Origin of the sequence: Kitasatospora sp. NPDC056800, assembly GCF_042789775.1 — a bacterium.
GTDB lineage: Bacteria > Actinomycetota > Actinomycetes > Streptomycetales > Streptomycetaceae > Kitasatospora.
Window position 1 is genome coordinate 19,267 of record NZ_JBHUAL010000104.1, and the last position, 12,464, is coordinate 31,730.

General features: G+C 71.5%; 11 protein-coding genes. 10 read left to right on the top strand and 1 reads right to left on the bottom strand.

Annotated features, from left to right (window positions below; all coding sequences use genetic code 11):
• Positions 1–145: 145 nt before the first annotated feature.
• The 6 genes from ftsZ to ACFRQN_RS22610 all read left to right on the top strand — a co-directional run bounded on the left by ftsZ (position 146) and on the right by ACFRQN_RS22610 (position 5,609).
• A complete protein-coding gene (gene ftsZ / locus ACFRQN_RS22585; RefSeq protein ID WP_049649527.1) occupies positions 146–1,378 on the top strand; it encodes a cell division protein FtsZ in 1,233 nt (410 codons plus the stop codon).
• Positions 1,375–2,106, top strand: coding sequence for a peptidoglycan editing factor PgeF (gene pgeF, locus ACFRQN_RS22590; protein ID WP_198959299.1), 732 nt, complete (start codon positions 1,375–1,377; stop codon positions 2,104–2,106). The genes ftsZ and pgeF overlap by 4 nt, the downstream gene beginning before the upstream one ends.
• Positions 2,106–2,894, top strand: a complete 789-nt coding sequence (locus tag ACFRQN_RS22595) for a YggS family pyridoxal phosphate-dependent enzyme (RefSeq protein ID WP_079271769.1) — start codon at positions 2,106–2,108, stop codon at positions 2,892–2,894. Before pgeF ends, ACFRQN_RS22595 begins: the two co-directional genes overlap by 1 nt.
• 307 nt (positions 2,895–3,201) lie before the next feature.
• A complete protein-coding gene (locus ACFRQN_RS22600; RefSeq protein ID WP_049649528.1) occupies positions 3,202–3,819 on the top strand; it encodes a cell division protein SepF in 618 nt (205 codons plus the stop codon).
• Positions 3,820–3,918: 99 nt separating this feature from the next.
• On the top strand, positions 3,919–4,200 hold the full coding sequence (locus ACFRQN_RS22605) for a YggT family protein (protein ID WP_030060143.1): 282 nt from the start codon (positions 3,919–3,921) through the stop codon (positions 4,198–4,200).
• A gap of 59 nt (positions 4,201–4,259) precedes the next feature.
• On the top strand, positions 4,260–5,609 hold the full coding sequence (locus ACFRQN_RS22610) for a DivIVA domain-containing protein (protein WP_380741664.1): 1,350 nt from the start codon (positions 4,260–4,262) through the stop codon (positions 5,607–5,609).
• Positions 5,610–5,827: 218 nt separating this feature from the next.
• Here ACFRQN_RS22610 and ileS read toward each other — a convergent pair whose 3' ends face one another.
• Positions 5,828–8,959 (bottom strand): isoleucine--tRNA ligase, encoded by a 3,132-nt coding sequence (gene ileS, locus ACFRQN_RS22615; RefSeq protein ID WP_380741665.1) that lies wholly within the window; start codon positions 8,957–8,959, stop codon positions 5,828–5,830.
• 698 nt (positions 8,960–9,657) lie between these two features.
• Between ileS and ACFRQN_RS22620 the strand changes: the two genes are divergently transcribed.
• The 4 genes from ACFRQN_RS22620 (at position 9,658) to ACFRQN_RS22635 (ending at position 12,421) form a co-directional block, all read left to right on the top strand.
• The gene (locus ACFRQN_RS22620) at positions 9,658–10,122 is read left to right on the top strand and encodes a TraR/DksA family transcriptional regulator (RefSeq protein ID WP_234348203.1); all 465 of its coding nucleotides are present in this window, start codon (positions 9,658–9,660) and stop codon (positions 10,120–10,122) included.
• 241 nt (positions 10,123–10,363) lie between these two features.
• Complete coding sequence (gene lspA, locus ACFRQN_RS22625; RefSeq protein ID WP_380741666.1) at positions 10,364–10,948, top strand: signal peptidase II; 585 nt, start codon at positions 10,364–10,366, stop codon at positions 10,946–10,948.
• A 53-nt stretch (positions 10,949–11,001) separates the two neighbouring features.
• On the top strand, positions 11,002–11,940 hold the full coding sequence (locus ACFRQN_RS22630) for an RluA family pseudouridine synthase (RefSeq protein ID WP_049649532.1): 939 nt from the start codon (positions 11,002–11,004) through the stop codon (positions 11,938–11,940).
• A 1-nt stretch (position 11,941) separates the two neighbouring features.
• Positions 11,942–12,421 carry a GNAT family N-acetyltransferase gene (locus ACFRQN_RS22635; protein ID WP_049649533.1) on the top strand — a complete coding sequence of 160 codons (480 nt, stop codon included), beginning with the start codon at positions 11,942–11,944 and terminating at the stop codon, positions 12,419–12,421.
• Positions 12,422–12,464 lie beyond the last annotated feature (43 nt).

Below are 12,464 nucleotides of genomic sequence, written 5' to 3' on the forward strand. Positions count from 1 at the left end.
CTAAAGGTCAAGTTTAGGGTTGGGGTCGGCGGTCGGCATTTCGGACATTCAGTCAGAAACCAGGCTCCCTACCCATCGACATCCGTCGGTACGGCCCCGCCCCGGGTCGGGCCGACCCGGAAATTCGAGGCGAGAGGCCTTCGACGTGGCAGCACCGCAGAACTACCTCGCAGTCATCAAGGTCGTCGGAATCGGCGGCGGTGGTGTCAACGCCATCAACCGGATGATCGAGGTCGGTCTCAAGGGCGTCGAGTTCATCGCGATCAACACCGATGCGCAGGCCCTCCTGATGAGCGACGCCGACGTCAAGCTCGATGTGGGCCGTGAACTCACCCGGGGCCTCGGCGCCGGCGCCAACCCCGAGGTCGGCCGCAAGGCCGCCGAGGACCACCGCGAGGAGATCGAGGAGGTCCTCAAGGGGGCCGACATGGTCTTCGTGACCGCCGGCGAGGGCGGTGGCACGGGCACGGGCGGCGCGCCCGTCGTCGCCAACATCGCGCGCTCGCTGGGCGCCCTGACGATCGGCGTGGTCACCCGCCCCTTCACCTTCGAGGGCCGCCGCCGGGCCAACCAGGCCGAGGACGGCATCGCCTCCCTGCGCGAAGAGGTCGACACCCTCATCGTGATCCCCAACGACCGGCTGCTGTCCATCTCGGACCGCCAGGTCAGCGTCCTCGACGCGTTCCGCTCGGCCGACCAGGTCCTGCTCTCCGGTGTCCAGGGCATCACCGACCTGATCACCACCCCGGGTCTGATCAACCTCGACTTCGCCGACGTCAAGTCCGTCATGTCGGACGCCGGTTCGGCGCTCATGGGCATCGGCTCCGCCCGCGGTGAGGACCGCGCCAAGGCCGCCGCCGTGATGGCGATCTCCTCGCCGCTGCTGGAGGCCTCGATCGACGGCGCCCGCGGCGTGCTGCTGTCCATCTCGGGCGGCTCCGACCTCGGCCTGTTCGAGATCAACGAGTCGGCCCAGCTGGTCAGCGAGGCGGCGCACCCCGAGGCGAACATCATCTTCGGTGCCGTCATCGACGACGCGCTCGGCGACGAGGTCCGGGTCACCGTCATCGCGGCCGGCTTCGATGGCGGGCAGCCGCCGGCGATCGTCCGCGACCCGGTGGTCAAGTCCACCACCCCGGAGCGCCCGGCCACCCCGCCGGCCGCCCCGGAGCGCCCGGCCGGCCGCCCGTACGGGACGATCGGCTCGGTGACGTCCCGTTCGGAGGGCGAGTCCTCGACCACCACGTCGAGCCGGAGCGCCGAGACCTCGACCACCACGACCGCCTCCGCCCCGGTTCCGCCGCAGGTGCAGCCGGCCCGGCAGCCGTTCGTGGAGAGCCCGGCGGAGGAGCTCGACGTCCCGGATTTCCTTAAGTGATCGATCACGCGATCCGCGCGGGTGCTCACTTCGCCTTCACCTCACGGTGGGGCGGGGTGAGCACTTCGCCGTACGGGGAGCTCAACCTCGGCGGCGCGGTGGGGGACGACCCGGAGGCCGTGCGGGAGAACCGGGCGCTGGCCGCCCGGCGGCTGGGGCTCGACCCGGCCGACGTGGTGTGGATGAACCAGGTGCACGGCGCCGAGGTCGCGGTGGTGACCGAGCGCCAGCCGCTCGGGCAGGCCCCGACGGTGGACGCGGTGGTCTCCGACCGGGCGCTCGCGCTGGCGGTGCTGACCGCCGACTGCACCCCGGTGCTGCTGGCCGATCCGGTGGCGGGCGTGGTGGGCGCGGCCCACGCGGGCCGGCCCGGGCTGGCGGCCGGGGTGGTGCCCGCGGCCGTCCGGGCGATGGTCGAACTGGGCGCGGAGCCCTCGCGGATCACCGCCGCCACCGGGCCCGCGGTCTGCGGCCGCTGCTACGAGGTGCCGGCCGAACTGCGCGCCGAGGTCGCCGCGGTGGTGCCGGAGGCCTTCGCCGAGACGTCCTGGGGGACTCCGGCCCTGGACGTGCCGGAGGGAGTCGCGGCCCAGCTGGCCGCGGCGGGGGTCAAGGAGCTGGTGCGGTCACCGGTCTGCACCCTCGAATCCGCCGATCACTACTCCTATCGCCGCGAGCAGCGCACCGGCCGGCTCGCGAGCTACGTCTGGTTGGGCTCTGATCACTGATGACGAACGACATCTACGGACCGTTCCCGGGGAGCGCCGCGTTCGTGGCGGCGCTGACGGAGGGCCAGCGGGCCCGGTACGAGGAACTCGGCACCAACCTCGACGTGGTCGAGCGCCGGATCGCGGACGCCTGCGCGGCCGCCGGGCGCGCCCGGAGCGAGGTCACCCTGGTCGTCGTCACCAAGACCTACCCCGCCGAGGACACCGCGCTGCTGGCCGGACTCGGTGTGACGGACGTCGCGGAGAACCGTGACCAGGACGCCGCTCCCAAGGCGGAGCAGTGCAGAAACCTTCCTCTTGACTGGCACTTCGTCGGCCAGCTGCAGACCAACAAGGTCCGCTCGGTCGTCCGGTACGCGAACCACGTGCACTCGGTGGACCGGCTCCGGCTGGTCCAGTCGCTCTCCGCGGCGGTGCTCAAGTCGGAGCGCCCGGAGCTGGGTTGCCTGGTGCAGGTGGCGCTGGACAAGGCGTACGGGGAGGGTGAGCACCGGGCGGGGGTCGCGCCGGAGGACGTCGCGCAACTGGCCGACGCGATCGCCGACACGCCCGGGCTGCGGCTGGACGGTGTGATGACCGTCGCTCCGCTGGCGGGCCCGCTGGCCGGGGATCCGGCCCGCGCCTTCGATCGGCTGACGGAAATCGCAACCGCCGTACGGGCGGACCATCCGGCTGCCACCATGGTCTCCGCAGGGATGAGCGGCGACCTTGAGCAGGCGATTGCCGCCGGAGCGACACATGTGCGCGTCGGAACGGCGGTACTCGGAGTGAGGTCACCCCTCAGGTAACGTCACCGGGTAAGTAGATCAGACAGCAGGACAAAATAGGACAGAATCTAGCAGCTCTTCGGAGCGCTAGCGAACCGTGGATCGCAGCTCCGCGGCCCCCACTCCACGAAACTGACCGGCCGTCGGGCTGACGCGCCGTCGTGGAGGGGCCGCGGAATCCGCAGGCAGGGCCGTCATGTGCCCGGGTTGCCGGGACGGAGCCGGTCCTGACGGAGCGAGCGGAGCGAGCGACCATCAGAAGGTGCGCGCATCGCGAAGCCCGCCACCGAGCGTCAGCGAGGTGGCTATGAGCGGAGGAGACAGGAGCATGGCCGGCGCAATGCGCAAGATGGCGGTCTACCTCGGCCTCGTGGAGGACGAGACGTACGACGGCCAGGGGTACGACCCCGACGACGACTACGACGCGGACCCCGAGCCGATCCGGACGGGCCAGCGGACCGAGGACATCCCCCGGCCGGCCCCGGCTCCGGTGGCCGCCGCGCCCGCTCCGGTCTCCTCGATCGCCCCGCAGCCGGTGCCCGCGGCGGTGCCGATCCGACAGGAGACTCCGAGGATGGCCCCCGTGTCGTCCATCACACCCGAACGTCGCCACAACCTGGAGAAGAGCGCACCGGTGATCATGCCCAAGGTCGTGAACGAACGAGAGCCCTACCGCATCACCACGCTGCACCCCCGGACCTACAACGAGGCCCGTACCATCGGGGAACAGTTCCGCGGCGGCACCCCCGTGATCATGAATCTGACGGAGATGGACGACACCGACGCGAAGCGCCTCGTAGACTTCGCCGCTGGACTCGTCTTCGGTCTGCACGGCAGTATCGAGCGCGTGACACAGAAGGTGTTCCTGCTGTCGCCTGCTAACGTCGATGTCACGGCGGAGGACAAGGCTCGGATCGCCGAGGGTGGGTTCTTCAACCAGAGCTGACCCGGCCACGACTTTACGTGTGGATCTGATCAACAGTGGTTTAGCGACAGGTGACGAGCGGCAGGCCCGAGGGATCGGGACCGGGGAGAGGGAAACGCGATGGACATCGTGTGGGCGGTGCTCTACTACGCCCTGACCGTCTTCCTGGTGTTCCTGCTCGTACGACTGGTCATGGACTGGGTCTTCCAGTTCGCGCGTTCGTGGCGGCCCGGCAAGGCCATGGTCCTGGTCCTGGAGGCCACGTACACTGTCACGGATCCGCCGCTCAAGCTTCTTCGGCGGCTCATTCCGCCGTTGCGTTTCGGGGGCGTGGCGCTCGACCTGTCCTTCTTCGTACTGATGATCATTGTGTATGTCCTGATCTCGCTTGTGCACCCCTAGTCGTAGGTGAGCGATGCGACAGGATGCCGGTGTGCCGACGATCACGTTGAGGTGAAGAGATGCCATTGACCCCCGAGGACGTTCGGAACAAGCAGTTCACGACCGTCCGCCTGCGTGAAGGCTATGACGAGGACGAGGTCGATGCCTTCCTCGACGAGGTCGAGGCGGAGCTGACCCGCCTCCTCCGGGAGAACGAGGACCTGCGCGCCAAGCTGGCCGCGGCGACTCGTGCCGCCGCGCAGAACCAGGCCAACCTGCGCAAGGAGCCGCAGCAGGACGCGCCCCGACAGGGCGGCGCTCCGGTGCCGGCCGCCATATCCGGTCCGCCGGTCCCCGGCCAGCAGGGTCCGGGCGGCCCGCAGCAGATGGGCCCCGGTGGTCCGCAGCAGATGGGTCCGGGTGGTCCGCAGCAGATGGGCCCCGGCGGCCCGCAGCAGCAGATGGGCAACCAGCCCCTCGGCCTGCCCGCCGGATCCGCCCCGCAGCTTCCCGCTGCCGGCGGCCCGCAGCAGCAGATGAACCAGACCATGGGCGGCCAGCAGCAGCTGGTCCAGCCGATGGGCGGTCAGATGCTCCAGCCCATGGGCGGTCCCGGTGGCCCGCAGCAGATGGGCAACCCGATGGGCCAGGGCATGGGCCAGCAGCAGATGCAGCCGATGGGCGGCCCCATGGGCGGCCCGCAGCAGCAGCAGATGCAGCCGATGGGCGCCCCGATGCAGCAGCAGGGCCCCGGTGGCGACAGCGCGGCCCGCGTGCTGGCGCTCGCTCAGCAGACCGCCGACCAGGCGATCTCCGAGGCCCGCTCCGAGGCCAACAAGATCGTCGGCGAGGCGCGCAGCCGGGCCGAGGGCCTGGAGCGCGACGCCCGTGCGAAGGCCGACGCGCTGGAGCGGGACGCGCAGGAGAAGCACCGCGTCGCGATGGGCTCGCTGGAGTCGGCGCGGGCCACGCTGGAGCGCAAGGTCGAGGACCTGCGGGCGTTCGAGCGTGAGTACCGCACCCGTCTGAAGTCGTACCTGGAGACCCAGCTGCGTCAGCTGGAGTCGCAGGCCGACGACTCGCTCGCCCCGCCGCGGATCCCCGCCACCGCGTCGCTGCCGCCGGCGGCCTCGTCGATGGCTCCGGCCGGTGCCGGCGCGATGAGCGGCGGTGCGCCGAGCTTCGGTGGCGGCCAGCCGTCCTTCGGGGGCAACTCGCCGTCCTTCGGCGGGAACAGCTCCTTCGGCGGCAACTCCTCGGCGCCGAGCTTCGGCGGCCAGTCGACCGGTGGCAACAGCGGTGCTCCGCAGATGCAGCCGGCCGGGATGACCCAGCCGATGGCGGCCGTCCGTCCGCAGCCGCCGCAGCCGATGCAGCAGGCTCCGGCGCCGATGCGGGGCTTCCTGATCGACGAGGACGGCGACAACTGAGGTTGTAGCAGCGCCTTCCGAGAGCGCCCCCTTTCCGACCCACGGGTCGGGGAGGGGGCGCTCTTCTGTGTGGGGGGCGTGCGGGGAGGGGAAGCGCTGCGGCCGGGGGCGTGGGGATCCGGGCGGGGGCGTGCGGGAGCCGGGGTGGCTGCGGGGCTTGGGCGGGTACGGCGAAGCCGCCGTCACCCCGGGGTGACGGCGGCTTCGTTGTCGGGTGGTCAGGCCTTGCGGAGCTGGAAGGCCAGGCCGAGCGACTCGTCGGCGAAGGTCTCGGACTCCCAGTCGGCGGCACCGGCGGCGAAGTCGGTGGCGAGGACCTCCTCGGCGACCAGGGGACCGTGCTCGGCGATCGCCTCGGCGGTCTCCTCCGAGGCGGCGCGCCAGCGCAGGACGATGCGGTCGGCGACGTCCAGGCCGGAGTTCTTGCGGGCCTCCTGGATCTGGCGGATGGCGTCGCGGGCGATGCCGAGCCGCTTGAGCTCCGGGGTGATGGCCAGGTCGAGGGCGACGGTGGCGCCGGACTCGTTGGCGACGGCCCAGCCCTCGCGCGGGGTCTCGGTGATGATCACCTCGTCCGGGGAGAGGGCGACCGTCTCGCCGTCCAGCTCGACCGAGGTCTCGCCGGTGGCGCGCAGTTCGGCGGCCAGGCGGGCGGCGTCGGTGGCGGCGACCGCCTTGGCGACGTCCTGCACGCCCTTGCCGAAGCGCTTGCCCAGCGCGCGGAAGTTGGCCTTGGCGCTGGTGTCGACCAGCGAGCCGCCGACCTCCGCCAGCGACTCCAGGGTGGAGACGTTGAGCTCCTCGGCGATCTGCGCGCGCAGGTCGGCCGGCAGCTCCTCCCAGCCCTGGGCGGCGACCAGCGCGCGGGACAGCGGCTGACGGGTCTTCACGCCGGACTCGGCGCGGGTGGCCCGGCCCAGCTCGACCAGGCGGCGGACCAGCGCCATGTGCCGGGAGAGCTCGGTGTCGATCAGCGACTCGTCGGCCTCCGGCCAGGTGGTCAGGTGCACCGAGGCCGGGGCCTCCGGGGCAACCGGGACGACCAGGTCCTGCCAGACCCGCTCGGTGATGAACGGGGTGAGCGGGGCCATCAGGCGGGTGACCGTCTCCAGCGCCTCGTGCAGCGTGGCGAGCGCGGCGGCGTCGCCCTGCCAGAAGCGGCGGCGGCCGCGGCGGACGTACCAGTTGGACAGGTCGTCGACGAAGCCGGACAGCAGCTTGCCGGCGCGCTGGGTGTCGTACGCCTCGTAGGCCGCGTCGACCTCGCGGACCAGGGTGTTCAGCTCGGAGAGCACCCAGCGGTCCAGCTGCGGGCGGTCGGCCGGGGCCGGGTCGCTCGCCGAGGGCGCCCAGTTCGAGGTGCGGGCGTACAGGGCCTGGAAGGCGACGGTGTTCCAGTAGGTGAGGAGGGTCTTGCGGACCACCTCCTGGATGGTGCCGTGGCCGACCCGGCGGGCCGACCAGGGCGAGCCGCCGGCCGCCATGAACCAGCGGACGGCGTCGGCGCCGTGCTGGTCCATCAGCGGGATCGGCTGGAGGATGTTGCCCAGGTGCTTGGACATCTTGCGGCCGTCCTCGGCCAGGATGTGGCCCAGGCAGACGACGTTCTCGTAGCTGTTCTTGTCGAACACCAGGGTGCCGATCGCCATCAGCGTGTAGAACCAGCCGCGGGTCTGGTCGATCGCCTCGGAGATGAACTGCGCCGGGTAGCGCTTCTCGAACAGCTCCTTGTTCTGGTACGGGTAGCCGTACTGGGCGAAGGGCATCGAGCCCGAGTCGTACCAGGCGTCGATGACCTCGGGCACGCGGGTGGCGGTGCCGCCGCAGTCGCGGCAGTCGAAGGTCACCGCGTCGATGTACGGGCGGTGCGGGTCGAGGCCGCTCTGGTCGGTGCCGGTGAGCTCGGACAGCTCGGCCAGCGAGCCGACGCAGGTGAGGTGGCCCTCCTCGCAGCGCCAGATCGGCAGCGGGGTGCCCCAGTAGCGGTTGCGGCTGAGCGCCCAGTCGATGTTGTTGTTCAGCCAGTCGCCGAAGCGGCCGTGCTTGACCGTGTCCGGGAACCAGTTGGTGGCCTCGTTCTCACGGATCATCGCGTCCTTGACGGCGGTGGTCCGGATGTACCAGGACGGCTGCGCGTAGTAGAGCAGCGCGGTGTGGCAGCGCCAGCAGTGCGGGTAGCTGTGCTCGTACGGCAGGTGGCGGAAGAGCAGGCCGCGCTCCTTGAGGTCCGCGACCAGGTCCTCGTCGGCCTTCTTGAAGAACTGGCCGCCGACCAGCGGGACCTCGGGGGCGAAGGTGCCGTCGCCGAGCACCGGGTTGACCACCGGCAGGCCGTACCGGCGGCAGGTCGCGAGGTCGTCCGCGCCGAAGGCGGGGGACTGGTGGACGATGCCGGTGCCGTCCTCGGTGGTGACGTACTCGGCGGTGACGACGTAGTGGGCGTTCTCGATCTCGACCAGGTCGAAGGGGCGGCGGTAGGTCCAGCGCTCCATCTCGGCGCCGGTGAAGGACTCGCCGGTGGTCTCCCAGCCCTCGCCGAGCGCCTTGGCGAGCAGCGGCTCGGCGACGACGAGCTTCTCGTTCCCGTCGGTGGCCACCACGTAGGTGACCTCCGGGTGGACGGCGGCGGCGGTGTTGGAGACCAGGGTCCACGGGGTGGTGGTCCAGACCAGCAGGGCGGCCTGGCCGGCCAGCGGGCCGCTGGTCAGCGGGAAGCGGACGAAGACCGAGGGGTCGACCACGGTCTCGTAGCCCTGGGCCAGCTCGTGGTCCGAGAGGCCGGTGCCGCAGCGCGGGCACCAGGGGGCGACGCGGTGGTCCTGGACCAGCAGGCCCTTGTCGAAGATCTGCCGCAGCGACCACCAGACGGACTGGACGTACGACGGGTCCATCGTCCGGTAGGCCTCGTCGAGGTCGACCCAGTACCCCATGCGGGTGGTCAGCTCGGTGAAGGCGTCGGTGTGGCGGGTGACCGACTCACGGCACCTGGCGTTGAACTCGGCGATGCCGTACGCCTCGATGTCCTGCTTGCCGGAGAAGCCCAGCTCCTTCTCGACGGCGAGCTCGACCGGCAGGCCGTGGCAGTCCCAGCCGGCCTTGCGGGCGACGTGGTAGCCCTTCATGGTCCGGAAGCGCGGGAAGACGTCCTTGAAGACGCGGGCCTCGATGTGGTGGGCGCCGGGCATGCCGTTGGCGGTCGGCGGGCCCTCGTAGAACACCCACTCGGGGCGGCCCTCGGACTGCTCCAGGCTGCGCTGGAAGATCTTGTTGTCCTGCCAGAACGACAGGATCTGGTGCTCCAGGGCAGGCAGATCCACCTGCGCGGGGACGGGGTTGTAGGTGCTGGCCATCGCGGCGTCTACCTCCGGCGGATGCTGGGACTGGATCCTCCGGAGGGACGAGACGGACCAGGCCGCCCCGCGGTACCACCCTCCTTGGCCGCGGTACTGCTGTTCGCGGCCCTCTTGTTTGGGCTTGCTGCCGGGTCTAGTGGGCCGCTGCGGCATCGCGGCGGCCGTTCTTCCGGCGGCTCCGGGGTGATCTTCCCGCCGTGCACACCCCCGGGCTCGCACCGTCCCCGGGTCGCTGGTGGCTGCGTACGTCGGTACTCGTCCCATCTGCGCCTTGCAGGCCCAGTGTATCGGCCGGGCGAGTCGGTTTGTCCAAAGCGTTTCCCGGCGGGCGGTCCGCGGGCGCGCCGGCGGGCGCCCCGGGAGTGCTCCGGCCATGCTCCGGGAGCGCTTCGGGAGCACTCCGGGGGCGTGCGGCGGCGGAGGTTAGCCGGAGTCGATCTGGGCACAAATCCATGAGCGCACGGGGCGTGACGGTTGGGGCGGCTGCCTGGGTGGGAACGTTATGAGGCGTCGGTATGTCATGTTGTGACCGGTTTTGATCGGGATTATCGTTCCGGCACTGGAAGCCGCCGGGAACCGGCGGCTCGATTCGTTCGTAGATGGGGTCGAAAGCCATGGCTGAGAAGGGAACCGGCGCGGGTACCGCCACCAAGCGGGCACGCAAGGCCGTGGCGGTCGACCCAGGGGAGGGGACCGTGACCACTACCGCACCGAAGAACGGCACCGACACCGTCACCGCGCCGCGCGGCGCCGAGTCCGTGGACCCGGCCACGCTGCCGGTCCGGCCGGGCGAGGACCCGTGGACCACCGAGGAGGTCCACGAGCTGCACGACGAGCTGATCAGCGAGCTGGACCGGCTCCGCAGCGAGATCGACGCCGCCGAGGCGGCCATCTCCGGCCTGATGCGCGACTCCAACGACGGAGCCGGCGACGACCAGGTGGACGCCGGTACGAAGAACATCTCGCGGGAGAGCGAACTGGCGCTGGCCAACAACGCGCGCGACAGCCTGGCGCAGACCGAGCGCGCGCTGGAGCGGCTGGAGGGCGTCGGCTTCGGCACCTGCGAGTCCTGCGGGCAGGCCATCGGCAAGGCCCGGATGCAGGCCTTCCCCCGGGCGACGCTCTGTGTGCAGTGCAAGGCCAAGCAGGAACGCCGCTGACCAGGGCGGCCGGAGGGACGCGAGGGGTCGGGCTTGCCGTACGCTCGACCCCGTAACGTCGCCTGAAGGATGCCGCCTGACGCGTTCGTGAACGCGGGCAGGCCATCACCGGCCCACCACCCTCCCCCTCCTGCGGACCGGGGGAGCTCCACCGGCAGCGGAGCGGATCATCAGCACGCAAGGTTCCCCCCAGACCCGGGACGACGCCGTCCCGACCCCCGCCGATGCCGTGGAGGTGCCCGTGGCCGAGCCGACCGGGGCGTCCGCGGACACCACGACGGACGGGAAGCCCAAGGGTCCGCGGCGGATCGGCGTGCTGCTGGTCGTCGCGGTGCTCGCCCTCCTGATCGACCTCGGCAGCAAGCTGCTGGTGGTCGCCCGGCTGGAGAACCACGCGGCGATCAAGGTGATCGGGGACGTGCTCACCCTCCAGGTGATCCGGAACTCGGGCGCGGCCTTCGGGATGGGGCAGGCGCTGACCGTCGTCTTCACGGTGATCGCCTCCTCCGTCATCGTGGTGATCTGGCGGATCGCCCGGAAGCTGTACAGCCTGCCCTGGGCGATCGCGCTCGGGCTGCTGCTCGGCGGGGCGCTCGGCAACCTCACCGACCGGCTGTTCCGCGCGCCCGGGGTCTTCCGTGGCCACGTGGTGGACTTCGTCTCCGTCCAGTACTTCGCGGTCTTCAACCTCGCGGACTCGGCGATCGTCTGCGGCGGAATCCTGGTGGTCCTGCTCTCCTTCCGGGGCAGCAACCCGGACGGGACCGTCCACCAGGAGGTCGAGAAGGCCGGGAAGGCCGGGAAGCCGGAGCAGGGCGAGAAGTAGCGCCGGACCGCCGGCGGGCGGGGGAGGGCCGCGGTTCCGGCATACTCGTACGGGTGAGTACCGCAGCGCAGATCCGCAGCCTCCCCGTTCCCGACGGCCTGGAGGGCGAGCGCCTCGACGCCGCCCTGGCCCGGATGTTCGGCTTCTCCCGGACCAAGGCCGCCGAGCTGGCCGCCGACGGCAAGGTGATGATCGACGGCGCCGTGGCCGGCAAGTCGGACCGGGTGACCGCCGGCTCCTGGCTGGAGGTCGAGATCCCCGCCCCGGCCGCGCCGGTGCGGATCGTCGCCGAGCCCGTCGAGGGCATGCGCATCGTGCACGACGACGAGGACATCGTCCTGATCGACAAGCCGGTCGGCGTCGCCGCGCACCCCAGCCCGGGCTGGACCGGCCCCACCGTGATCGGCGGACTGGCCGCGGCCGGGTACCGGATCTCCACCTCGGGCGCCGCCGAGCGCCAGGGCATCGTGCACCGGCTGGACGTCGGCACCTCCGGGCTGATGGTCGTCGCCAAGTCCGAGCGCGCGTACACCGACCTCAAGCGGCAGTTCCACGACCGGATCACCGAGAAGCGCTACCACACGCTGGTGCAGGGCCACCCGGACCCGATGAGCGGGACGGTGGACGCGCCGATCGGGCGGCACCCCAGCTCGGACTGGAAGTGGGCCGTTACCCGCGACGGCAAGGCGTCGATCACCCACTACGACCTGATCGAGGCGTACCGGGCCGCGTCGCTGCTGGCGATCAAGCTGGAGACCGGGCGCACCCACCAGATCCGCGTCCACATGTCCGCGCTGCGGCACCCCTGCGTGGGCGACCTCACGTACGGCGCCGACCCCACGCTGGCCAAGCGGCTCGGGCTGACCCGGCAGTGGCTGCACGCGGTGTCGCTCGGCTTCGAGCACCCGGCGGACGGGCAGTGGGTCGAGTTCTCCAGCGAGTACCCGGAGGACCTGAAGAAGGCGCTGGACATCATCGCGGCGGAGAGCTGAGATGACGGCCGCCGAGGTGCCGGCCGTCACCGTCCGGGTCGTCGACGGGGAGGCGGACCTGGAGCTGGCGCGGGCCGTCCGGCGTGAGGTCTTCGTCGTCGAGCAGAACGTGCCCGAGGAGCTGGAGTACGACGAGTACGACGCGACCTCGGTGCACCTGCTGGCCGTCGGGGCCGACGGGGCCGCGCTGGGGACGGCGCGGCTGATCTTCGGCGAGCAGGCGCGCGGGCTCACCGGGGGCGTCGAGGGGCGCGTGCTGCTCGGGCGGCTCGCGGTCGTCGCGGCGGCCCGGGGGACGGGGCTGGGCGCGGAGCTCGTCCGGGCCGTCGAGGCCGCGGGGGCCGAGCGCGGGGGCGTGGAGGTCGAGCTGCACGCGCAGGTGCAGGCGCTCGGGTTCTACGAGCGGCTGGGGTACGTGGCCGAGGGGCCGGTGTACGACGACGCCGGGATACCGCACCGGACGATGACACGGGTGCTGTAGGACCCGCTCTGATCGCGTGGTTCCCCGCGCCCCGGTCCGGGGC

Bases quoted from the DNA above. Each gene is read 5' to 3' on its own strand.
- ACFRQN_RS22595 (WP_079271769.1), top strand. From the start codon at position 2,106: ATGACGAACGACATCTACGGACCGTTCCCGGGGAGCGCCGCGTTCGTG.
- ACFRQN_RS22600 (WP_049649528.1), top strand. From the start codon at position 3,202: ATGGCCGGCGCAATGCGCAAGATGGCGGTCTACCTCGGCCTCGTGGAG.
- ACFRQN_RS22605 (WP_030060143.1), top strand. From the start codon at position 3,919: ATGGACATCGTGTGGGCGGTGCTCTACTACGCCCTGACCGTCTTCCTG.
- ACFRQN_RS22610 (WP_380741664.1), top strand. From the start codon at position 4,260: ATGCCATTGACCCCCGAGGACGTTCGGAACAAGCAGTTCACGACCGTC.
- ileS (WP_380741665.1), bottom strand. From the start codon at position 8,959: ATGGCCAGCACCTACAACCCCGTCCCCGCGCAGGTGGATCTGCCTGCC.
- ACFRQN_RS22635 (WP_049649533.1), top strand. From the start codon at position 11,942: ATGACGGCCGCCGAGGTGCCGGCCGTCACCGTCCGGGTCGTCGACGGG.